The 21895-nt window shown below is 64.2% G+C and carries 19 protein-coding genes; 7 read left to right on the forward strand and 12 right to left on the reverse strand.

Features of this window, described 5'->3' with window-relative positions; genetic code table 11:
- The 9 genes from PRJ_RS30070 to PRJ_RS13825 form a co-directional block, all read right to left on the reverse strand.
- Positions 1-165 (reverse strand): hypothetical protein, encoded by a 165-nt coding sequence (locus PRJ_RS30070; protein WP_177429896.1) that lies wholly within the window; start codon positions 163-165, stop codon positions 1-3.
- Positions 162-1352 carry an MFS transporter gene (locus PRJ_RS13790; protein WP_104961699.1) on the reverse strand — a complete coding sequence of 397 codons (1191 nt, stop codon included), beginning with the start codon at positions 1350-1352 and terminating at the stop codon, positions 162-164. The genes PRJ_RS30070 and PRJ_RS13790 overlap by 4 nt, the downstream gene beginning before the upstream one ends.
- Complete coding sequence (locus tag PRJ_RS13795) at positions 1342-3831, reverse strand: RND family transporter (RefSeq protein ID WP_104961700.1); 2490 nt, start codon at positions 3829-3831, stop codon at positions 1342-1344. The genes PRJ_RS13790 and PRJ_RS13795 overlap by 11 nt, the downstream gene beginning before the upstream one ends.
- 3 nt (positions 3832-3834) lie before the next feature.
- On the reverse strand, positions 3835-4896 hold the full coding sequence (locus PRJ_RS13800) for a YCF48-related protein (protein WP_104961701.1): 1062 nt from the start codon (positions 4894-4896) through the stop codon (positions 3835-3837).
- Between the two features lie 54 nt (positions 4897-4950).
- A complete protein-coding gene (locus PRJ_RS13805; protein WP_104961702.1) occupies positions 4951-6318 on the reverse strand; it encodes a DUF1329 domain-containing protein in 1368 nt (455 codons plus the stop codon).
- Between the two features lie 14 nt (positions 6319-6332).
- Entirely contained in the window at positions 6333-8003 is a 1671-nt protein-coding gene (locus PRJ_RS13810; RefSeq protein ID WP_104961703.1) for a DUF1302 domain-containing protein, read from the reverse strand.
- 86 nt (positions 8004-8089) lie between these two features.
- Entirely contained in the window at positions 8090-9214 is a 1125-nt protein-coding gene (locus PRJ_RS13815; RefSeq protein ID WP_104961704.1) for an FAD-dependent oxidoreductase, read from the reverse strand.
- 139 nt (positions 9215-9353) lie between these two features.
- On the reverse strand, positions 9354-9701 hold the full coding sequence (locus PRJ_RS13820; RefSeq protein ID WP_019438624.1) for a Rieske 2Fe-2S domain-containing protein: 348 nt from the start codon (positions 9699-9701) through the stop codon (positions 9354-9356).
- A 3-nt stretch (positions 9702-9704) separates the two neighbouring features.
- Positions 9705-10646, reverse strand: coding sequence for a VOC family protein (locus PRJ_RS13825; RefSeq protein WP_020191686.1), 942 nt, complete (start codon positions 10644-10646; stop codon positions 9705-9707).
- 276 nt (positions 10647-10922) lie between these two features.
- Here PRJ_RS13825 and PRJ_RS13830 point away from each other — a divergent pair, with 276 nt between their 5' ends.
- The 7 genes from PRJ_RS13830 (at position 10923) to PRJ_RS13860 (ending at position 18003) form a co-directional block, all read left to right on the forward strand.
- Positions 10923-11861, forward strand: coding sequence for a LysR family transcriptional regulator (locus PRJ_RS13830; RefSeq protein ID WP_019438626.1), 939 nt, complete (start codon positions 10923-10925; stop codon positions 11859-11861).
- A gap of 181 nt (positions 11862-12042) precedes the next feature.
- Positions 12043-13200: a S9 family peptidase gene (locus PRJ_RS13835; protein WP_014861071.1), complete on the forward strand. Its 1158-nt coding sequence runs from the start codon at positions 12043-12045 to the stop codon at positions 13198-13200.
- 154 nt (positions 13201-13354) lie between these two features.
- On the forward strand, positions 13355-14698 hold the full coding sequence (locus PRJ_RS13840; protein WP_104961705.1) for an amidohydrolase family protein: 1344 nt from the start codon (positions 13355-13357) through the stop codon (positions 14696-14698).
- 2 nt (positions 14699-14700) lie between these two features.
- Entirely contained in the window at positions 14701-15144 is a 444-nt protein-coding gene (locus PRJ_RS13845; protein WP_104961706.1) for a heme-binding protein, read from the forward strand.
- A gap of 226 nt (positions 15145-15370) precedes the next feature.
- Positions 15371-15976: a transcriptional regulator gene (locus PRJ_RS13850; RefSeq protein WP_104961707.1), complete on the forward strand. Its 606-nt coding sequence runs from the start codon at positions 15371-15373 to the stop codon at positions 15974-15976.
- Between the two features lie 93 nt (positions 15977-16069).
- A complete protein-coding gene (locus PRJ_RS13855) occupies positions 16070-17059 on the forward strand; it encodes a threonine/serine dehydratase (protein WP_104961708.1) in 990 nt (329 codons plus the stop codon).
- Positions 17056-18003 (forward strand): ornithine cyclodeaminase family protein, encoded by a 948-nt coding sequence (locus tag PRJ_RS13860; protein WP_104961709.1) that lies wholly within the window; start codon positions 17056-17058, stop codon positions 18001-18003. The genes PRJ_RS13855 and PRJ_RS13860 overlap by 4 nt, the downstream gene beginning before the upstream one ends.
- Positions 18004-18016: 13 nt before the next feature.
- Here PRJ_RS13860 and codA read toward each other — a convergent pair whose 3' ends face one another.
- The 3 genes from codA to codB are packed head-to-tail and all read right to left on the reverse strand — an operon-like array spanning position 18017 to position 21742.
- Positions 18017-19258 carry a cytosine deaminase gene (gene codA / locus PRJ_RS13865; RefSeq protein WP_104961710.1) on the reverse strand — a complete coding sequence of 414 codons (1242 nt, stop codon included), beginning with the start codon at positions 19256-19258 and terminating at the stop codon, positions 18017-18019.
- A gap of 4 nt (positions 19259-19262) precedes the next feature.
- On the reverse strand, positions 19263-20480 hold the full coding sequence (locus PRJ_RS13870) for a PucR family transcriptional regulator (RefSeq protein WP_104961711.1): 1218 nt from the start codon (positions 20478-20480) through the stop codon (positions 19263-19265).
- Positions 20477-21742 (reverse strand): cytosine permease, encoded by a 1266-nt coding sequence (codB, locus tag PRJ_RS13875; protein WP_104961712.1) that lies wholly within the window; start codon positions 21740-21742, stop codon positions 20477-20479. Before codB ends, PRJ_RS13870 begins: the two co-directional genes overlap by 4 nt.
- Positions 21743-21895 lie beyond the last annotated feature (153 nt).

A 21895-nucleotide genomic window follows, 5' to 3' on the forward strand; every position in this document is an offset into this window, starting at 1 on the left:
TCAATTGCCGTCGCCGATGGTCGAGCCACCGTCGACAATAAGATTCTGTTCGCTGATGAACGCTGCGCCTTTAGCCATGGCCGGTAGCTGCGTGCTGGTCAGCCACATGGCGCTGCGCAGAGAGCGACTGGCATTGGCTCGCCCGCCAAGGAAAATTTCGTTCATCGTGCATCTGCCACCGTCACCGCACGCCGGTGGCGCATCAAGGACAGGCACACAGGCGCCAGCAGCAGTTGTCCGATGGCGACCAGCAGCAGTGCATGCGGCAGTTGCGTAGCCACACCAGCGGTCAATGCCAGGACGATCAATGGACTGACGAACTCACCCGCGAAAATCGCCGAAGTGAACCCACCCGTGGCACGGCCGCGCTGATCGAAGCCAACCAGCTGCATCACCAGGGTGATCAGCGTCGGCAGCAACAGCCCAACACCCAGGCCGTTGATCAGCACCGCCAGCACCACTGGCGCATGGCTGCTCGCCAGCGCCATCAGGCCGCCACCGAGCCCCGCCGTGGTAAAGCCCAAGGCCAGCAACCGCCCAGCCGGCAAGCGCGCCAGTAAGCGAAAAGCCAGTGCGCCGGCCAACACGCCGAGCTGGTTGGCGCCCATGGCCAGGCCGACCTGACGGGGCGCATCTATGTGCAGTAACTGCAGCACGTAACCGGCCTGTACCGGGACGATGAACAGGCTAACGCCAGCCAGCACGGTGAGCAGGTATAACGGCGTCAGGGCCGCCCATGGAAAACGCGAATCGACGGTGGCTTCGCTGGCGGCCTGGCAGGCACGCGGCTCCCACAACAGCAGGGCCATCAAGGGCAGGCACAGCGCACCCACCGCATAGAGGGTGAACGGTGTCCGCCAGTCGCTTTCCCCCAGCGCACCGCCCACGCCCATGAACAACGCCGCCGCCAATGAGGTGACCACCATCTGCAAAGCGAACAACCGCGCCCGGCGCTGGCCGTCGAAGTAGTCCCCCATCAGCGTGGTGCAACAGGTCATGATGCCGGCTTCGGCCAAGCCGATGCCGGCGCGGCTGGCGACAATCAGCACCAGCGAATCCAGCCATAACGGCAACAAACCGCACAGGCTGTAGAGCAACATGCTCGCCAGCAGCAGTGCTCGCCGCCCCACTCGGTCTGCCAACACCCCGGCCAGCGGCGCCAACAAGGCTATGACCAGTGCCGGCAACGTCAGGGCCACCGGCACCAGCACGGCCACGCCCGGCGTCTCGGCAAAATGCGCGTGCATGCGGGGTAGCACCGGTGCGATGAGCACCGCCCCCAGGACGGGCAGGCAACTGCCGAACAGCAACAAGGCAGCCTGGGCGCTTCCGGCAGTGCGTTCAGCGGCCATGGCTCACCTCCTCCAGCGGGCGAAAACTGGCGCCCTGCTCCAGCATCCCGCTGCTGCGCTCGCGTCTTGTGTGTTCATGCGCCGGCAATGCCAGCTGCTCGGTACAGGCCTTGCGGTGCGGCAACAGGAAGTAGGCCAACGCCGGCAGCAGGATCAATGCACCGACCATGTTCCAGACGAACATGAATGCCAGCAGCACGCCCATGTCGGCCTGGAACTTGATCGGCGAGAAGATCCAGGTACCAACGCCGATGGCCAGGGTGATACCAGTGAGCATGACCACCTTGCCGGTGAACAGCAGCGCGCGGTAATACGCCTGGGACAGGCTCGCGCCTTGGCGCAGCTGGGCCAGCACGATGCTCATCACATACAGCGCGTAGTCCACGCCGATGCCGACCCCAAGGGCGATCACCGGCAGGGTCGCCACCTTCACGCCAATACCCAGCGCCACCATCAGCGCTTCGCAGAGGATCGAGGTGAGTACCAGCGGCAGCACCGCGCAGAGCACCGCGCGCCAGGAGCGGAAGGTCACCAGGCAGAGCACGATCACCGCGCCGTAGACCCACCAGAGCATGTCGCGGTTGGCCTGCTTGACCACCTGGTTGGTGGCAGCCTCGATGCCTGCACTGCCGGCAGCCATGAGGAAGCTGGCCTGCTCGCTGTCGTTGGCCTGGGCAAACGCCTGGACGCTGTCGACCACCCGCGCCAGGGTGTCGGCCTTGTGATCGGTCAGGTAGGCATAGAGCGTCAGCAGGCTGCAGTCGTCGTTGTACAGCCCGCGCGGGGCACCGGCGGTAACCATGTTCAGGGTCGCCTGGTTGTTGACCAGGTCATACCACTTCGGGCTGCCTTCGGAGAGGCCGACCAGCACCCGGCGGTTGAGCAGCGCCAACGAGTTTGTCGAGTCCACGCCCTGCAGGCCACGCAGTTGCCAGTCAAGGTCATCCACGTGTTTCAAGGTGCCGTAGGCCGAACAGCCACCGGGGGCGGTGCGCACCATCACCGCGAACACATCGCTGCTGGCGCCGTAGTGCCGGGTGACGAAGGCATTGTCGCGGTTGTAGCGCGAATCGGCGCGCAGCTCGGGAGCGCCGGCGTCGAGGTCGCCGACCTTCAGGTGCAGGCTCACGGCGTAGCCCCCGGCAGCCATCAGCGCAGCGACGGCGATGCACGCCGCCGCCCAGCGCCGGCGGGTGAACAGGTCGAGGAAGCGCCACACCGCATGCTTGCCCGCCCCGCTGGCCTCGGCCTCTTCGGCGCGCAGGCTGCGCCGCGCCGCACGGGCACTGACGCCCACGTAGGAAAGCAGCACCGGCAGCAGAATCAGGTTGGTGAAGATCAGCACCGCCACGCCCAGGCTGGCGATGACGGCCAGGTCCTGGATCACCTGTATCTGAATGATCATGAGCACGGCAAAACCGACCGCATCGCAGAGCAGCGCGGTGAGCCCGGCCAGAAATAACCGGCGGAAGGTGAACCGCGCTGCCACAAGGCGATGCATACCGCGGCCGATGTCCTGCATGATGCCGTTCATCTTCTGGGCGCCATGGCTCATGCCAATGGCGAACACCAGGAACGGTACCAGCACCGAATACGGGTCGAGCTCGTAACCCAGCAGCGGCAGCAGGCCGAGCTGCCAGATCACTGCCACCAGCGAACACACCACCACCAGCGCGGTGCTGCGCACACAGCGGGTGTACCAGTACAGCACGGCGGCGGTGATGGCAATGGCGGCGGCAAAGAACAGCAGGATCTGCCGCAGGCCGTCCATGAGGTCGCCGACGACCTTGGCGAAACCGGTGATGTGGATCTCCACCCCCTGCGCCTGGAAGCGCTCGCGCAGGGTTTCCAGCTCATGGGCGAAGGCCGTGTAGTCGAGGGCCTGGCCGTCCGGGGTGTTCTCCAGCAGCGGCACGTAGACAATGCTCGAACGCTGGTCGAAGGCCACCAGTTGACCAATCTCGTTGGAGCGTTCCACGTTGCGCTTGAGCGCTTCCAGGCTAGCGGCAGCGCCATCGTAGCCGTCGGGCACCACCGGGCCACCTTCCAGGCCCTCCTCGGTGACTCCGGTCCAGCGGGTGGACGGCGTCCACAGCGACTTCATCGCCGCACGGTCGACGCCAGGCAGCAGGTATACCGCGTCGTTGAGCTGCTGCAGGCTGTGCAGGTAGTCCTTGTCGTAGATGCTACCGCGCGGATTGGCCACGGCGATGCGCACCGCGTTGCCCAGGCCGGCGAGCTCCTGGCGGTGCTCCAGGTAGTTGTGGATGAACGGATGATCGCGCGGGATCATCTTCTCGAAGCTGGCATTGAGGGTCAGGCGCGAGGCTTGCCAGCCGAGCAGCAAGGTCGCCGCCAGGCACAGCAGCAACACCAGCACACGGTGGTTGAAGAGCGCACGTTCCAGCAGCGAGCCGGACGCGCTGTCGAAGTCGTCGAGATGGCCGCTGGAAGGCGCAGATGAATTCATGACGTGCATGGTTCAGTCCGTCGTGGTGGAAAGAGAGGAAGATTCCAGGCGGCGCGCACCGGCCATGCCGACGGCGACGATGGAGCCATCGGCGGCGGTGGTAGCGGCGGTCAGTGGCAGGCCATCGGAGACCGCCACGGGCTGGGCGACAAAGGCGCCGAGGCCGCTGCGCAGGAGCATCCCTGCCTGGTTGGCGAGCAACAACTGGCCACCGGCGACACGCAGGCCGTTGATCGATGCCGGAATCGGGTTGGCTAGCGCCTGGAAACTGTCGCCACCGTCGTCAGAGGCGAACAGCGAACCGCGCAGGCCGCCGAGCAGCAGACGGCCATCGGGCAACACGGTGGCGGCGAAGTAGCTGCCATCGTAGGGTCCGTGCAGCGCCTCGAAATGCTCACCGCCATCACGCGAGCGAAGCAGCAGGCCCTGCTCGCCGGCGATGAACAACTGGTTGCCTTGGCGCGCCAGGGCATACAGGTGCAGTCCACGCCCGTTCGGCAGTCGGCCGATCTCCGACTGCCAGCTGCGCCCGCCGTCGGCGGTGCGCATGGCCACCCCGTAGGCACCCACGACCAGGCCGTTGCGGGCATCGGTGAAACTCAGTGCCAACAACGGCTTGTCCGCGCCGTCGGCCAGCAGCCGTTGCGCCGCCGCCAGGCGAAGCTCGTCTGAGGCAGCCTCGGCTGCCTGCACCTCCAGGGCGGCGGCGCGCTTGCCGTCGAGCTGCACGCTCCAGTGCTCACCACCGTCCTGGCTGTGCAAGACCACGCCGGCATGGCCGACCGCCCAGCCGTTGCGGGCGTCGATGAACTGCACGGCGGTCAGGCTGACACTCACCGGTACGGCAGTGGCCTGGCGCCAGTTGGCACCATTGTCATCGGACAGCAGTACCACGCCACGTTCACCCACCGCGACCAGGCGTGCATCGGCCCGGGCCACATCCTGCAACACCGCACGCAGGGCCTGGGGGCCGTGCAGCGCGGGCTGCGCGAGCACATCCACGCTGTCACCGGCGAACGCCGGCGGCAGCCCGCAACAGGCTGCCAGCAGCCAGCCGTAGAGCATCTTGTTCATCGCACGCAACCTTTTGTTCTTAGAGTCGGTACAGCACCTGCGCAGCGCGCCTGCTCAGCGCACACCCTCGCCGGCCATGGCGTCGGCGGTGAACACCGAGTCCTTGTAGGGCGGCACGATGCGGTACTGTTCGTTCTTGCCTGCGAACAGGTCACCGGCGAACCAGGCACCGGAGAGCAGGTCGTAGAAGCCGTTGGTCAAGGTCACCACGCCCGGCAGGTCAGGCAGCACCACCGGCGAGGTCCAGACCACCTTGGCCAACTGGTTGCGGGCGTCATAGCGCTCGCCCAGCACGGCAGCCCAGGTGTCTTCGTCGAGGTAGTAGGTGCTACGCGGCATCACATGGCGCTGGCCATTCTTCAGCGTCGCCTCCACCACCCACACACGGTGCAGCTCCCAGCGGATGGAGTCGGGGTTCAGGTGATGGGGGGCCAGCAGCGCCTCGGCGTTGCTGGCGGTGAACACCTTGTTGGCGTTGTAGGGGATGTACATCTCCTTCTTGCCCACCAGCTTCCAGTCGAAGCGGTCGAGACGACCGTTGAACACGTACAGCTCATCGAAGCTCATGACGCCGGCGGTGGCCGGTGTCGGCGTGTCGCAGCAGGCGTTGGGCAGGCGACGCACACGGCGCTGACCAGGCAGGTAGGTCCAGACCGCAGCTTTGTCGGCGTTGAGGTTCTCAAGGCCGGTAATGGCCTCCCCGGCACGCAGGGGCGGGCCGTCGTTGGTCATGCGGATGGACCAGAACACACCCTTGTCGCCACTGCCACCGGGCAGGTACCAGGGCATCTGCAAATCGGCCCGCGAGTCATTGGTGAGCACGTGCTTGCCGTCGGCGGTGGTCAGGTACTGATTGAAGCTGGCGTGCCAGGAAGCACCCCGCCAACGCAGCAGGTGGTTCCACATGGCTTCCACGCCATTGGCCGGGATCGGGAACGGGATGCCGCCGGATGCGCCTTCGGGCATGGGGCCGGCGGGGCCGTCCACCAGCTTGCCGCTGGTGGCGTTGGCGAAGGTAGCGTCGTACACCGACTGCGGAGCGGCAGCGCTGCGGCGCGTCGGGTAGACGTCGAGACGATAGCTGTCCGGGTACTTCTTCAGCATCGCCTGGATGCCCGGCGTCAGCTTGTCGACATACTGCGCCATGTTCTGCGCGGTGATGCTCAACAGCCGCTTGTCGCTGGCGAACGGATCGCCACGCTTGCCGCCTTCCTTATAGGCCGGGTCGGCCTGGATGTAGCCACCGGTCCAGGCAGGAATGCTGCCATCCGCATTGCCGGCCCGCTCGCCACCGAGCGGGGTCAGGCTGGTCTTGAGCATGGCCGCCTGCTCGGCGGGCACTGCGGCAACGGCGCCGTGGGCCAATAGCAGCGAGGCACTCAGGGCAGTGAGCAGGGAAACGACTTTATTATTGTGTTTCATCGGGTGGTCCTCGGTCAGAAGGTGCGGCTGACAGTGAAGGCGATGAAGTCGCGGTCTTTGAGCGACTGTTCGAAGGTGTAGTGGTTATCGGCGTCGAGGAAGGTGTTCTCCGGGCCGTAGTAGTGCGTGTAGGTCAGGCCCAAACTCCAGGTGTTGAGGTAGTTGCCTTTCAGGCCGATGTTCAGGTCACCGCCATGATCGGTGCCAAAACCGGTGCCCAGCGCCATCGACGCGCCGTTGGTGTAGCTCGCGCCGATCGGCACCGACAGGTCGAGCCCCGGTAAGATCTGCCGGTACATCGGTTCGAACACCAGGCGCAGGCTGGTGGCGTCACGGTCGGCGTTAGGGTCAACGGCATCGGCGTTCTTGCTCACGCTCATCACCCGGTTCCAGGCGATTTCGCCGAGGAAGCTCGACTCGGCAGCGATGAAGTTCGGCTCCAGGCTGGCAAGCCAGGAGACGTTGGCGTGCAGCGTGCGGCCGGTGGCGTAAACCGGGTTATCGTCATTGTCGATCGCCTCGCCCACGGCCAACGCATGCTGGTTGGTCGAGGCCAACGGCTGGTTCCAGCGCGTTGACAACTCACCGGCGAGGTTGAAGTTGCCAACGGTGGTGGAGAAGCTCGCACCGAACGCCTCGATACCCTCGGGATACACCCAGTAGAACTCGCCGGCCTTGCCGCTGACCGGGTCGAGGTTGGCGAAGTTAGGGCGTACGTTGAGTTGCGGTGACTTGTCGTGGAAACGGATGGCGTACAGGCCCCAGTCGACCGTCTCGGTGCGCCAGCGCACCTGCATGCCGCCCTGCCCTGAGTCCTTGGCTTGCTTGTCGTTGCCGTGGAAGAACGCCAGAGGTTGGCCACCGGGGAACACCGGCGCGCCGACGAACATGCGCTCGGCGCCATCGCCAAAGAAGTCGTCTGTGGAGAAATAGCTACCCGCTGCCGGCAGGCGGTTGGCCTCCCACTCGAACTGGTAGTAGGCCCCCACCGACACATCCGGCGTCAGTTGGAGTTGTCCGGAAATCTGCTGTACCGGACGGATCAGTTCCTTGAACTGCGTGTTGGGTACCGACAGCCCCTTGACCACGTCCACCGGAGCCATGCCGCCAGCAATGCCGTTCATGCCAAAGAACAGGCTCTCGCCCCACTGCATGGCGTATTGACCCAGACGGCCGGACAGCGGCATGTCGCCGATCTCGGTCTTGCCGAAGATAAAGGCGTCGAGCAGCTCGCCCTTGCGTCCATGCAGCTTGCGCGTGTCGTCGGTGAACGCGTCGTAGTCGACCGAATAGCTGTTGGCACGGCCAGGGTCGTTGTTGTCAGTCCCTTGGTTGTAGACATCGTCGTACCAGGCCGCGCCGCTGACCCGTGCGCCGACGTTGTCGTAGGTAATGTCCAGTTCCGACAGCAGGTCGAGGCGGTTGGAGATCAGGCCCTTGTCGAAGTTGCGGTCACCGTCGTCCAGGTTCAGCGCGGTCTGCCCTTCGGTGAGCTTGCTGCTCGCGTCCTGTGTACGCCAGGCGGCGCTGTATTTCAGCGTATTGTCCCAGCGCACCCGCAGGTCGGGGTTGCCGGTATCGAATTCGAAGGCCTGCGCCTGGCTTGCGGCCAGCGCGACAAGCGCCAGGCTGAGGGGCTTGAGCGCCGGTAACGGCCGTGTGAATGCACCTTTGCGAGTCAACATCGGGGTTTCCTCTTTCTTTTTATTGTGCGTCGGTGTTGGCATAGGGCCGGCGCGCCGACAAGGCAGGGCGTGCCGGGTACGGGGAGTCAGATCGGCTGCGCAGTGACCTCCAGCATGCGCTTGACCAGGCCGATGCGGTCGAAGGAAGGATCGCGCTGGATCTCCTTCACACCTGCCAGCAGGGACATTTCGCTGATGAACTTGCAGCGCTCGAAACGCCGGCCCATGAAACGCTGCAATTGCACGTCGAGGCTGCCACCCGCGGTGAGCTCCTCGGCGAGCACCACGGCGTCCTCAATGGCCATGCCTGCACCCTGCCCCAGGTGTGGCGTGGTGGCATGGGCGGCATCCCCGATCAGCAGCACTCGACCGCAGTACCAGGGTTCGTCGACAAACACCGCTTCAAGCGGCTTGTAAACGACCCCGGCGTTGTCGACGATCTGCTCGCGCAATTCGCCGATCAGCCCGCCGAAACCGGCCAGGCGCTGGCGAAGGCCATCAGCCAAAGCGGCCGGTTCCATCCAGGGGTTGCCCGGCTCGTGGGAGGTGGTGAAGAGGTACATCAGGTCATCGGCCAGCGGCACCAGACCCGCGTTGCCAGAGGGCCCTTGGTAGTTGGCAAGGTGGTCGATACCTGCCGCACGCGGGAAGTTGTAGCGCCACACCGACTGCCCGGTGAAACGCGGCTGATAACGATCACCGAACAGCACGCTGCGGACTTTCGAGAACAACCCGTCGGCGCCGACCATCAGACCGTAGCGCCCCTGGCTGCCATCGGTGAACAGCACGTCCACTGCGCTGTCGTCTTGCTCGAAACTTTCCACCGAGGTGCCCAGGCGCACCTGGGTGCCCAGTTCGATGGCAGTTTCGCTCAACACCTTGTGCAGGGCGCGGCGCGAGATACCCACATTGGCCGGATACTGCGGACCGGCCAGGCGCTGGCCAGGGATGCGCGCCAGTTGCTGCCCTTCGGTGGTATAGATGGCCACGTCCTCGAAGGCGTAGGCGGCATCAAGGTAGGCTTCGAGCAGGCCCAGCCGGTGCATCTCGCGCACCACATTGCTCTGTTGAATGATGCCAACGCCGTAGACGGTCCACTCGGTTTTCAGCTCGACCAGATCGACGGCGATGCCCTTGCGGCGCAAGGCGATGGCGGCACACAGCCCGCCAATTCCGCCGCCCACGATCAACACGTTGTTCACAGTATTCATGGCATGTCTCACGTTTTGTTCTTGTTGTGCGCCCCGTCATGCGGGGCGGCCGTTTCCTGTGCCTATGCACAGCTTCCCGCCTGCGCCGGTCCATGACCAATCGCGTCGCGGGATGCGACCTATCGCGCGGCGCGATAGGTCAGCGATCGAGCTGCTCCAGCGGCAATAGCAGCCAGCCGTCCGCTTCCTTGTGATCGAGTGCCTCCAAGGCTTCGCCTCGGCAGGGGCCGTGAACGCAAGTGCCGTCTTCGGGCGTGAAGCGCGCACCGTGGGCGTAGCAGACGATCCACTGGCCATCGGCGCTCAAAAAGCGGTTCTTGCGGTACTCCATGGGCACCATCAAATGCGGGCACAGGTTGCGGTAGACGCGTACCTGGCCCAGGTACCGAAGGGCGAACAGGCTGTCCGCGCCCCTGCCCTGTGGGTCGAAACCGCGCGCTTGACCCTCGCCCAGCTCATCGAGCCGGCACAGCTCCACCCACGCCATGTTTCAACCCTGCTTCGCAGGTGGGCCGCTGGGTGCCCATTTCTCCCGCGAGGCGAACAGGAACAGCTGCGAGTTGTCGGCCGACATCGGCGCCTGACGCGCCGCCCATGCGTCATCGTGCTTGTCCATGTCGGCGTCGTACTCGATGTGGCAGCCCAGCGGGCTGTTGAAGTACCAGAACCAGTTGGAACCCAGCAGGTGTCGGCCCGGGCCCCAGAAGCTGGTCCAGCCCTGCTGCTGGAAACGCGTACCGGCCAGCAGGACCTCGGTGCCGCTGCCCATATGGAAGGTGAAGTGCTCGCAACCCTGCATGTGCGGTGGGGTCTGGATCATGAACAGGCAGTGGTGATCGTCCATGGCGGCGGTGCGCATGAACGGGCCGACGCCGATGAAGCTGTCGGTGGTGACGAAGCCCAGGCGATCGCGGTAGAACGCTTCGCCCTTGGCCGCATCGGGTACGAAGTACACCACGTGGGACAAGGTGCGCGGCAATGCCGGCATGTCCGGGGCAATGCCCAGCTGGTTGATCGGGCGCTGCGGTGCGCTACCGGGGGCGTTGGTAAGGTCGGCCGGCGCGTCGAAGGGGCGACGGCAGGTCACCTGGAAGGCAATGGCAAAGCCCAGGTCGTCGAAGGTGTGCAACGCGCCGCTGGCGTCGCGCCGCACTTCGCGATCACGGCCCAGCTCGTCGGCGATGGCCGCCAGATCGGTGCTCGACGCGACGCCGTAAACGGTCTCGCGCAGCGATGGGGTCGGCCCGAGCGCCGCCGGCAGGCCAGGGTCGTCGCCGCGGCGGATAATGATCGAGGTGCCGTCCAGCGCCTCGAAACGGCCACCGTCGCCGTCCAGTTGAACGGCATCGAGGCCGTAGTCACGCAGGCAATCGGCACAGGCCTGGATATCGTCGACGCCAAACACCAGCGCGTCGAGACCAAGAATATTCATGGCTACCACTCCATTGAAATTGTTGTTCGGCGAGGCAGGTCACCGGTAGTGGGTCGCGGCGGCACATCGGCCGTACGACTGGCGTGCAGGTTGCTCGGTGGCGGGGTGGCGTGACCAATCGCGAGTCAGAATGCGAGGCATCGGCAATCGCGATACCTGGGCCATAGCCCATGTGCTGTGGCGTTGGCTCGGTATCGTGGCTTGAAGGTCTTGACGTATCGGCAATGCAGCGGGAAGGTATCGCGAAAATAACTACAAGAACCGAGAGCTATCACCATGCGCTTTCACCACCTGGACTTGAACCTGCTGGTTGCTCTGGACATCCTGCTCGAGGAGCAAAACATCACACGCGCCGCCGAGCGCCTGCACATGACTCAATCGGCCACCAGTGGCGTGCTGGGGCGTTTGCGAACGTTTTTCGAGGATGAGTTGCTGGTGCAGGTCGGCCGCAAGATGCAGCCCACTCCCTATGCTCTGGAACTGGCCAAGCCGGTACGCGAGGTGCTGCTGACCATTCGCGCCTCGATAACGGCCAAGCCGGTGTTCGATCCGGCCGCCAGCAAGCGACACTTCCGCCTGGTGGCCTCGGACTACCTGATCAGTGTGGTATTCGCTCAGGTCATCCAGAAAATCCATCAGGAGGCGCCGCACATTACCTTCGAGATGATCGGCCCAGGCGACAGTAGCGCCGAATTGCTGATGCGCGGCGAGGTCGACATGATGATCGTGCCCGAGCGCTATCTCATCGAGGGCCATCCGGCGCAGCTGCTGTTCGAGGAAGATCATGTCTGCGTGGTGTGGCGCGACAACCCCGAGGTGGGCGAGCATCTGACACTTGAGCAGTACATGCAGATGGGCCACATTTCGGTGGGCTTTGGCCGCAACCGCCACTTGAGCATCGAGGACTGGTTCATGAACCAGTACGGCTTCAATCGGCGGCTGGAAGTCATCACCAACGACTTCAACACCCTGCCCCAGTTGTTGGTGGGCACCGTGCGGGTCGCCACCATGCACCGCCGACTGGCCGAACTCTATGCCGGCTACCTGCCGCTGCGCCTGTTGCCACCGCCAGTGAAGATCCCGGTTATGCGTGAATTCATGCTGTGGCACCGCAGCATGGACGGCGACCCCATGCACAGATGGCTTCGCGAGCGCATCAGCGATGTCATTCAGTGCGCCAGCACGCAGCCAGATGCTCTGCGCGCCACCGCCTGAGCGGCGGCCATCGCCCCAGACACCGCAACGGTGCTGGGGCATCGCGTTTCGCGATACCTCGCATCCCTGATCACGATTGGCCCCACCCTGCCCTGCCTGCGTACCTTGCCTTCAAACCGCGCCCTGCCTGCCTGTCGCTCAAGTGGGCGCCGGACTCCACGACCGCAGAAGGACAACAAGAATGTTCCGTTACTTCCCCACCAATTACGTCTGGAACCTCTCGGTGGATCTGGCCATCGAAATGGGTGCCCGCATGGGTGAAATCGAGGAAATGTGCGCACCGCTGCAGGAAGCCGCCAAACAGCCCGACGCCGCCGGCACCCAGGCCTTCCGGGAAATATGGTCGACCATGGCCGACAAGCTGTGCGGCTTGGCCGAAGAGGACGAAACCGCCGGCCGACGCTTGTCCGCCGGCGAAAAATACAACCGCGCGGCCACCTATTACCTCACCTGCGAACGCTTGCAGGCCCACGGCGCGCCGGGTCGTGCAGCCTTGTATCAGCGCTTCCTCGACACCTTCGCCCGTGGCATCGATCTGGCCAAGGAGAACTGTGAGCGCGTAGAGATCCCGTATGAAGGCAAGCACCTCTCGGGACTGCTGGTGCGCGCAGAAGGCGTGAGTGGCCCGGCACCGCTGCTGGTGCAAGTCAACGGGCTGGATTCGACCAAGGAAATGAAATACCGCGTCGGCCTGCCTGCCTGGCTGGCCAGGCGAGGCGTGTCGTCGCTGATTGTCGACCAGCCTGGCACCGGCGAAGCGCTTCGCCTCCACGGCATGACGGCACGCCATGACAGCGAACACTGGGCCAGCCGCATAGTGGACTGGCTGGAAACCCGCGCTGATGTCGATGCCAAGCGCATCGGCCTGGAAGGCGTTTCCCTGGGCGGCTACTACTGTCCGCGCGCAGTGGCGTTCGAACCGCGCTTTGCTTGCGGCGTGGTGTGGGGCGCCAACCACGACTGGCGCGACGTGCAGAAGCGTCGCCTGGAGAAGGAAGGCAACTTCCCGGTGCCACACTACTGGGCGCATGTGCAATGGGTCTGGGGGGCGAAGGACCTGGACGACTTCATGCGCATCGCCGAAAACGTACACCTCGACGGTGTACTCGACCGCATCCACGTACCTTTCCTGGTTACCCACGGCGAGAAAGACTCGCAGATCCCGCTCAAATGGGCACACCGCACCTACGAGCAACTGGTCAACAGCCCGAAACGCGAACTGAAGATTTTCACTGACCGTGAAGGCGGCGTGCAGCACTCGAGCTTCGACAACAGCATCAATGCCGGGCACTACATCGCCGACTGGATCGCCGAAACCCTTGGCGGCCACACGGCCTGATCGGCGCTGCCGGCCCTGGCGCCGTTCTCGTTTCTGCGCCAGAGAGCGCCAGGTATCGATGCCATCGATACTTGGCCATCAATAGCATCTGTTGGTGCCGGGCAGTCACCACGGCCGAGCCTTGCACCACCCCTCTAGATGAGAGAGCTCACCAATGAGTGCCCTGCACCTGCACTGCTCCACCCTGTTCGACGGCACTGGCCTGCACACCCGCCAACGACAGACATTGATCATCGAAGGCGGCGTGATCCGCCATGTCGGGCCATCCGCCGAGGCACCCCGTCCGCAACCCGGCGACCGTGAAGCCCACGGCCAGTTCGTCATGCCCGGGCTGGTGGACGTGCACACCCACCTGGCGTTTGGCAATGCCCAGAGCGAGGAAGACATCGACATCTGGACCAGCGACGAGTTTCGCGCCCTGCGGGGGCTGTTCTTCGCTCAGCACGTTCTGGCTGCCGGCGTGACGTCCATGGTCTGCCCTGGCGACAGTGGCCAACTCAGCATTGCCGTGCGCAATACGGTCAACGCCGGACTGTTCGAAGGCCCTCGTATCGCTGCAAGCAGCCGAGTGATCACCAATCGACAGAGCCTGAACGACTGGTTCCCAAGCCGCGTCGGCGCCCCTGAGTACTTCACCGCCGCGCTGGTCACCAGCCGTGACGATGCCATTGCCCAGATCCGCAAGCAGGCCAAGGACGGCGTGGACCTGATCAAGATCGCCATGGACGGCACTCACCGTCGCCCCAACGGCGAAATCATCGCCGCTTTCACCGCCGACGAGACCCGTGAGATGGTCTACGAAGCTCATCGCCTCGGCTGCCGGGTGGCTACCCACGCCTATGGCCGAGAAGCGGTGATGTACGCGGCCAAGGCTGGCGTCGACCTGGTGTTCCACGCCTTCTACATGGATGACGCCTGCATCGAAGCGCTGCTTGAGGCTGGCAGCGTGCTCGCTCCGACCATGACCTTCCCGCAGAACACCGTGGACTTCTGCCAGCCCCATGACCCCGCGATCAGCACCGGCTACGCCGCCTACTGCGCCCGGACCCTCGAGCTCGGCGCGCCGGTACTCAAGCGTGCCAAGGCCGCCGGCGTACCCTTCGCCTGCGGCAGCGACAGCGGCTTTGCTGTGACACCCTATGGCGAATGGCACGCTCGCGAACTGGAGCTGCTGGTACGGCACCTGGACTTCACCCCGGCCGAAGCGTTATTCGCCGCAACCCATGTCGGCGCACGCTTGATGCCGCGCGGCGATACGCTCGGCACCCTGGAACCGGGCAAACAGGCCGATCTGCTGGTGCTCGACGGTTCGCCCCTGGACGACATCCGCATCCTTCAAGACCGCGATCGGCTGCAGGCGGTGTACAAGGCCGGCGAGCCGGTACGGCTGCAACGCACCGCCTACAACCCCAAGCAGGTGTCGGACTTCAATTCGCTGAAATGGACCGACCTCTACACCCGCGACCGCGTGTCCGAACTCGGCAAATGGAGCCTGTGAGCATGACAACGCTCAACTTCGAACTGGCAGTGCAACTGGCCGTCGCGACCCTGCACCAGGCACGCGCTTTGAACCTGAAGCCTATGGCCGCAGCAGTGCTCGACAGCGCCGGCCACCCGTTGGCGGTGCTGCGCGATGAGCAGGCCAGCTACCTTCGCCCGCAGATCGCCACCGGCAAGGCCCGCGGCTGCCTGGGCCTGGGCTTCGGCGGCCGCGAACTGGCGCGCCGCGCCCAGACCATGCCGGCGTTCTTCGATGCCATCAACAGCCTCACCGGTGGCGAGGTGATTCCGGTCGCCGGCGGCGTTCTTCTGCGCGATGCAGAAGGCCGCCTGCTTGGCGCCATCGGCGTCAGTGGCGATACCTCGGACAACGATGAGCGGTGCGCGCTGCTGGCCATCGAAGCGCTCGGGCTGATCGGCGACAGCGGCGATCTTCAGCTCTGAGCCAACGCCTTGGCCTGTTCCACCAGCAAGTGGCGGAGCCAGGCCAAGGCGAGGTCGCTCCCCTGCCGCGGATGCCACTGGGGGACCTGGGATGCTGCTGACGCAGTAATGGCCGAGGCGAGCGGCTCGCAGCCAGGCCTTGATCCCGACCCGGCAAAGATCCGTCTTGTGCCCAGTATTCTCCAGGGCCACCATAGGCATTCTTCAACAGACCATTGGCTAATGCATGACACTGGAAAATTACCAGGCAATCGCTGAAAGCATTGCCCTGCTGCTGTACCCCCACGCGGAAGTCGTCATTCATGAGATACGCAGCCAGACAATCGTTCATATCGCCAATAATTTCTCACATCGCAAGCTCGGCGATGATTCGGCACTCGGTCCAGAACTGGGGGACCTTTTGAAGGGTACCAACCTTGGTCCCTACGAGAAGCTCAACTGGAACGGTCAGAAGGTCCGCTCGATCAGTGCTGTGCTGCACAATTCGCAAGGCGAAGCCGAGTATCTGATGTGCATCAATCTGAACGTGTCGGTGCTGGAACAGGCGCGTGTGGCATTGGATGCGTTCTTCCAGATGAGTCGGCTGGAGCCGCAACCGGATGCGTTGTTCCGCAACGATTGGCAGGAGCGCATCAACACCTTCCTGCAAGCGTGGCTGCAAGCGCATAACCTGTCGCTGCAGACCTTGAAGATGAAAGACAAACGCAACCTTGTCCTGGCCTTGCATGCCGAGGGTGCATTCGAGGGGCGCAGCGGCGCCGATTACGTTGCCAACGTCCTCAGCATGGGGCGGGCCACCGTGTACAAATACCTGAAGGAAGTCAGGGCATAGGCGGTATTGCCTGGCTGTAGGCACACGCTCTTGCTGTTGGTGGAATATTATTCTATGGTGGACAAATTATCCATACGCCTGCAAGGACCCGTCATGCCAGCCACCCCGTCCGTTGATGCCCAGTTCCTTGATACATTGCACCAAAACATTCAGGACGCCCATGCGGCGCTCCGCCCGGCCGTCAGCATTACCCCGCTCTTGCACAGCCCTCGTTTGTCGGCACTGACCGGCTGTGAAGTGCTGCTCAAATGCGAACACCTGCAGCACACCGGTTCCTTCAAGTTTCGCGGTGCCAGCAACAAGATGCGCCTGCTGCCGGCCGAGGCACGCAAGCAGGGGGTGATAGCCGCCTCTTCCGGTAACCATGGGCAGGCCCTGGCCCTGGCCGGCAAGATGGCTGGCGTGCCAGTGAAGGTCTACACCACCACGGGCGCATCGGCATACAAAACAGAGGCAATGCGCGCGCTGGGCGCCGAAGTGGTCTGCCTGCCCACCGACCCGCTGAGTGCAGAGCTGGAAGCAGCCAGGCAAGCCAAGGCCCAGGGCGTTCCTTTCGTGTCACCTTACAACGACCTGCAAGTCATTGCCGGCCAGGGCACCATAGGCATGGAATTGTTCGAGCAGGCGCCAGACCTGGACGCGGTGTTCGTCGCCGTGGGCGGTGGCGGGATGATTTCCGGCATCGGCGCCGCCCTGCGCGTACTCAAGCCGGGCACTGAGATCATCGGCTGCTGGCCGGCGAATGACCCAACCCTGCAGCAATCACTCGAGGCTGGTGAAATCATCGAATTGGATGCCTGCGAAACGCTGTCGGATGGCACGGCCGGCGGCGTCGAGCCAGGCGCCATCACCTTCCCGCTTTGCCAGGCGCTGCTCACCGATACCGTGCTGGTCAGCGAGGACGAAATCCGCTGCGCCATGCGCGACATCGCCAGCAGTGAGCGCTGGATCATCGAAGGCGCTGCAGCGGTTGCGGTCGCCGGCATGCAGAAGCTCGCCGAACGCTATCAGGGCAAGCGTGTCGCGGTGATCCTGTGTGGCCGTAACATCCTGCTGGAGAAGTTCCTCGAGGCCGTTCAATGAGGGTCTTCAGCAAGGCGCAGATCATCGCCCGCTTCAACCCCGAGGTGGCGGTGAGCCAACTGGAGGAAGGCTTCATCGCCTACTCCGAAGGCAAGGTGCAGGTACCGCCCGTGCAGGGCTTCGCATTCAAGGGCGCGAACGGTGACTGTTGCGTGAAGTCGGCCTACATCGAAGGCAGCCCGACCTTCACCGTCAAGCTTTCGACAGGCTTCTACGACAACCCGTCCAAGGGCCTGCCTAGCAATGATGGCTTGATGCTTGTGTTGTCTGCACACACCGGTCAGCCGCTGGCACTGCTGCAGGACCAAGGCTGGCTGACTGCCATGCGCACCGCGTTGGCCGGGCGTATCGCCGCCCGGCTGCTGGCGCCATCCCAGGTCAAGGCCATTGGCATCCTCGGCACCGGCATGCAGGCGCAGATGCAGCTTGAGCAGCTTCGCGCGGTGACCGATTGCCACCAGGTGATTGTCTGGGGCCGGCATGAACGCGGGCTTGCGGCCTATACCGCATTTGCCCGCGAGCTGGGCTTCGCAGTGCACAGCACGCAGGATGCGGCCGAGGTTGCGGGCGCGGCAAACCTGATCGTTTGCACCACGCCTTCTCGCCAGGCGCTGTTGCACAGCGATTGGGTCCAGCCGGGTACGCATATCACCGCCGTCGGTGCCGATGCGCCCGGCAAGCAGGAACTGGACCCGGCACTGGTGGCAAGGGCGGACCGCATCATCGTCGACGCCATCGCCCAGTGCAGCCAGTACGGCGAAGTGGCCCATGCCCTCGGCAGTGGCCGCATCGACGCTAACCAGCTGATCGAGCTGGGTACGCTGCTGGCTGGCCGTGCCAAGGGGCGTGAGCACGACAGCCAGATTACCTTGGCGGACCTGACCGGTGTTGCAGTGCAGGATGCACAAGTTGCAAGCCACGCCTTGGCCGCCCTGTGCACCTGAGGCGACAACAGCGTCAGCGCAAACGTTGCACCTGCGCTGGCGTGCGCTGCATCAGCACCTTGCCATTGCGTACCGACACCAACGCGTGCCCCTGGCTGCGCACCATCTCGTAATCATCCGGCGCCGACAGCAGCAACAGGTTCGCCGGCCGCCCCACCTCGATGCCATAGCGCTCGCCCAGGTTAAGGGTGCGGGCGCTGTTGTCGGTAATCAGGTCCAGGCAGCGCTGCAGGTCTTCATACCCAAGCATGTGACAGATGTGCAGGCCGGCTTCGAGAATGCGCAGGATATTGCCATTGCCCAGTGGGTACCACGGGTCGACGATGGAGTCCTGGCCGAAGCACACGTTCATGCCGGCGCGGTCGATCTCGGCCACGCGGGTCACGCCACGACGTTTCGGGTAGTTGTCGAAGCGCCCTTGCAGGTGAATGCTCTCGGTCGGGCATGACACGAAGTTGATGCCCGACAGCTTGAGCAGGCGGAACAGCTTGTAGCAATACGCATTGTCATACGAGCCCATGGCCACGGTGTGGCTGGCCGTGACCCGGGGCCCCATGCCGCGTACCCGTGCTTCTTCGGCCAACACTTCGAGGAAGCGTGATTGCGGGTCGTCGGTCTCGTCGCAGTGCACGTCCACCAGGCAGCCGGTGCGCTCGGCCAGGTCCATCAGGAACTTCACCGACGATACCCCCTGGTCGCGGGTATTTTCGAAATGCGGAATGCCGCCGACGACGTCGGCGCCAATCGCCACGGCTTCAGTCATCAGCGCCCGGCCGTTGGCGTACGACTCGATGCCCTCCTGCGGGAAGGCGACAATCTGCAGGTCGATCAGCTCACGCACTTCGTCGCGTACCTCGACCATGGCCTTGAGCGCGGTGAGTTTCGGGTCGGTCACATCGACATGGGTACGCACATGCTGGATACCGTGGTCCACCAGCATGTCGATGGTTTTTTTCGCACGGGTCTTGATGTCGTCGTGAGTGGTGATTTCCTTGCGCTCCGACCAGCGCTCAATGCCTTCGAACAACGTGCCGCTCATGTTCCACTTCGGCTCACCCGCGGTCAGCGTGGCATCAAGATGAATGTGCGGCTCGACAAAGGGCGCGACCACCAGGTTTTGCCCGGCGTCCAGGTCATTGGCCGTAGCAGGCGCCACGACGTCGGTCTGGGGCACGATGGCGGCAATGCGCTCGCCGTTCAGTTCGACGCGGAACAGGCCAGGCTTGCCGCGCAGGCGTGCGTTGATGATGTTCATGCTGTTACTCCTTGCCGTGGGCTTCGCTCATGCGCCATACCAGCATGGCGACCGAAGCATTCATGCGAAAAAGCGGGTCGTCCAGCGACTGCCCGCTCAGTTGTTCGATGCGCTGGATGCGCTGATTGATCGTGTTGCGGTGCAGCCCCAGACGCTGTGCGGCCTTGAGCCCGTTGCCATTTTCCATGAGCAAGGCGTCGAGGGTATGCACCAAAGCATGGGCGTGTTTGCGCCCAGGGGCGATCAGCGGGCCGAGGGTGCGGTTGACGAAATCGTCGACCAGCGAGCGGTCGACAATACCTTGCAGCAGGCGCAACACGCCAAGCTCGCTGAAGTTGCAATAGCCGTTGGCCGGGCGCAGATGCTGCGCCACATCCAGCGCCTGGCGTGCCTCGTTGAGGGCCTGGCGGTAGTGCGCGCAATCGTCAGCGAGGCTCGACAAGCCCATGTAAAGGCCCAGTTCATCAGTCGCGGCTTGCAACTGCCGGTACAGCGCACCCAACGTCTCGGGTAAGTCGCGTGTATCGGCCAGCAGCACCACGAACAGATCGCCCGGCAATTGCGCCGTCACACTGCCTGGCCGCTGGCGGCACCAGGCTTCGAGCTGGTCTTCCAGGGCCTGGCGGGTGGCTTGCCAGGTACGCTCGCCGTGCGCCAGGCCGTGGCGCTCGAACAAGCCGTCCACGCCCGTCAGGCGCAAAGCCAGCAGGCGCCGCGGTTTATCCAGCGCCAGTTGCAGGTGTGCTGCCCGCTGCCGGGCAATCGCCAGGCTTGGGTAGTCGCCTGTGAGCAGTTGCCCAAGGATGTCGTTACGCGAGCGGCGCGCCTGGCTCATCTGTACCAGTGCAGTGCCGATCAGGTGGGTGACCACCACCATCTTCAGTGCGTAGGGCTGTTCGATCAGCGGCAAGCCCAGCTGCTCGGCGCGCGTGACAACGGGCGCCGGGATGCTCTGGATGAAACTGCCGCCGGTGAGAATCACCATGCCGGCAATGCCCACGGCGTCGCCATCCTCCACCAGGCTCAGCAGGTTGGCTTCGCCGCGCGGGTGGTTGATGCCGGTGACGAATACCAGTTCACCGCCCATCACCCATTCGGCGATACCCTCGTTCTCCGCCACGTAAGGCCAGCGTACCCGCCGCTGCAGGTTGCGCGCTCCGGCCCGCACCTGCATTTCGTGCAGACCGGGCAAATGCAGGATCTCGTCCAGCGCCAGGCTCACGGTTCGACGCCCGCCTGGCCCGGCGCGCGGCGGCGTGCGCCCAGCTCCAGAATGACGATGTAGCACACTGCCGAGGCGGCGATGCCCACCAGCGGCGCGACCCACGGTGAGGCATAGGCCAGTACTGCGCCCACGGCATAGGCAAACAGCCCGGTGAGGTTGTAGCGTGGCAGGTTTGCCGTACCCAGTGCCGGGTATTTGCCGCGGTGGCGGTACCAGAAATCAGCCATGATCACCCCACCCACCGGCGGAATGATCGACCCCAGCAGCACCAGGAACGGGATCAGCATTTCGTACATGCCACCCATCGCCAGCACAATGCCAACCCCGGCCGCCACCAGCGTTGCCGTGCGCCGGCGCTCGCTGCGCAACAAGTGGCAGGCGGCGGCTGACACGTTGTAGATGGTCGGACCCTGAATGGTCCACAGGTTCAGGCACAGCATCACCACCGCCGCGAACGACAGGCCCTGCAGCATCATCACGTCGACGATATCGGCCTGCTGGTAAACCATCGCGCACCACGCCCCGGCCACCACCATCAGGCCGTTGCCAAGGAGGAATGCCACCACGCTGGCGATCACCGCTACCCGGCCACTGCGTGCCAGCCGTGTCCAGTTGGTGGCTTGGGTGGCGCCACTGGCGAAGGTGCCGAAGACCATGGTCACTGCCGCCGAAAAGGTCATGGTTTCATGCGGTACTACTGCAGCCAGGCCGGCAAAGCCACCGGCATCGCGGGTGGCGATGTACATGGACACCAACAGCAGCACGAACATCAATGGCACCGACACCCGCGACAACAGGTCCAGCCCTTTGAAACCGATAATGGCCGTAATGCTGAAACCCAGCCCGAACAGCACCATCAACGGCATGCCGAAGCCATCCGCCAGCCCCAGCAGCTTGACCAGCACGATCGCCACCGTGGCCGTACCCCAGGCATACCAGCCCAGTTCGGCAAAACCCAGCAGAAAGTCCGAGAGCCGGCTCCCCGCTTCACCGAAACAGAAGCGCCCCATCAACACGGTATTCAGCCCGCTGCGCGAGGCAATGAAGGCCAACGCTGCGGCATACAAGGCCAGCAGGCTGTTGCCGAGGGTAGCCACCCACAGCATGTCGACAAAACTGAATGCCATGCCCAGCTTGCCGCCGGCGAACATCGTGCCGGTAAAGAAGGTGAAGCTGAACAAGACCATCGCGATCGGCAGCAGGCCCTTGCGGGCGGACTGGGGGGCTTCGCTGAGGGGAAATTCGCTGGGTGAGCTCATTGCACGGGGGCTCCGGGTTTGTAGTTGGGAGCAGAAAGAGCAATATGCGGGCCGCTTTTTCCTGCGCCGCCACCCGGAAGAAATCGGACTGTTCGCCCAGAAATCCATATGCACTGTGCACATTAAAGCTACGATCTGACGATCTGGAGTGTG

Origin of the sequence: Pseudomonas sp. XWY-1 (assembly GCF_002953115.1) — a bacterium.
GTDB lineage: Bacteria > Pseudomonadota > Gammaproteobacteria > Pseudomonadales > Pseudomonadaceae > Aquipseudomonas > Aquipseudomonas alloputida.

Bases quoted from the DNA above. Each gene is read 5' to 3' on its own strand.
- PRJ_RS13835 (WP_014861071.1), top strand. From the start codon at position 12,043: ATGTTCCGTTACTTCCCCACCAATTACGTCTGGAACCTCTCGGTGGAT.
- codB (WP_104961712.1), bottom strand. From the start codon at position 21,742: ATGAGCTCACCCAGCGAATTTCCCCTCAGCGAAGCCCCCCAGTCCGCC.
- PRJ_RS13790 (WP_104961699.1), bottom strand. From the start codon at position 1,352: ATGGCCGCTGAACGCACTGCCGGAAGCGCCCAGGCTGCCTTGTTGCTG.
- PRJ_RS13845 (WP_104961706.1), top strand. From the start codon at position 14,701: ATGACAACGCTCAACTTCGAACTGGCAGTGCAACTGGCCGTCGCGACC.
- PRJ_RS13840 (WP_104961705.1), top strand. From the start codon at position 13,355: ATGAGTGCCCTGCACCTGCACTGCTCCACCCTGTTCGACGGCACTGGC.
- PRJ_RS13810 (WP_104961703.1), bottom strand. From the start codon at position 8,003: ATGTTGACTCGCAAAGGTGCATTCACACGGCCGTTACCGGCGCTCAAG.
- PRJ_RS13830 (WP_019438626.1), top strand. From the start codon at position 10,923: ATGCGCTTTCACCACCTGGACTTGAACCTGCTGGTTGCTCTGGACATC.
- PRJ_RS13820 (WP_019438624.1), bottom strand. From the start codon at position 9,701: ATGGCGTGGGTGGAGCTGTGCCGGCTCGATGAGCTGGGCGAGGGTCAA.
- PRJ_RS13825 (WP_020191686.1), bottom strand. From the start codon at position 10,646: ATGAATATTCTTGGTCTCGACGCGCTGGTGTTTGGCGTCGACGATATC.
- PRJ_RS13805 (WP_104961702.1), bottom strand. From the start codon at position 6,318: ATGAAACACAATAATAAAGTCGTTTCCCTGCTCACTGCCCTGAGTGCC.
- PRJ_RS13800 (WP_104961701.1), bottom strand. From the start codon at position 4,896: ATGAACAAGATGCTCTACGGCTGGCTGCTGGCAGCCTGTTGCGGGCTG.
- PRJ_RS13815 (WP_104961704.1), bottom strand. From the start codon at position 9,214: ATGAATACTGTGAACAACGTGTTGATCGTGGGCGGCGGAATTGGCGGG.
- PRJ_RS13860 (WP_104961709.1), top strand. From the start codon at position 17,056: ATGAGGGTCTTCAGCAAGGCGCAGATCATCGCCCGCTTCAACCCCGAG.
- PRJ_RS30070 (WP_177429896.1), bottom strand. From the start codon at position 165: ATGAACGAAATTTTCCTTGGCGGGCGAGCCAATGCCAGTCGCTCTCTG.
- PRJ_RS13855 (WP_104961708.1), top strand. From the start codon at position 16,070: ATGCCAGCCACCCCGTCCGTTGATGCCCAGTTCCTTGATACATTGCAC.
- PRJ_RS13850 (WP_104961707.1), top strand. From the start codon at position 15,371: ATGACACTGGAAAATTACCAGGCAATCGCTGAAAGCATTGCCCTGCTG.
- PRJ_RS13795 (WP_104961700.1), bottom strand. From the start codon at position 3,831: ATGCACGTCATGAATTCATCTGCGCCTTCCAGCGGCCATCTCGACGAC.
- codA (WP_104961710.1), bottom strand. From the start codon at position 19,258: ATGAACATCATCAACGCACGCCTGCGCGGCAAGCCTGGCCTGTTCCGC.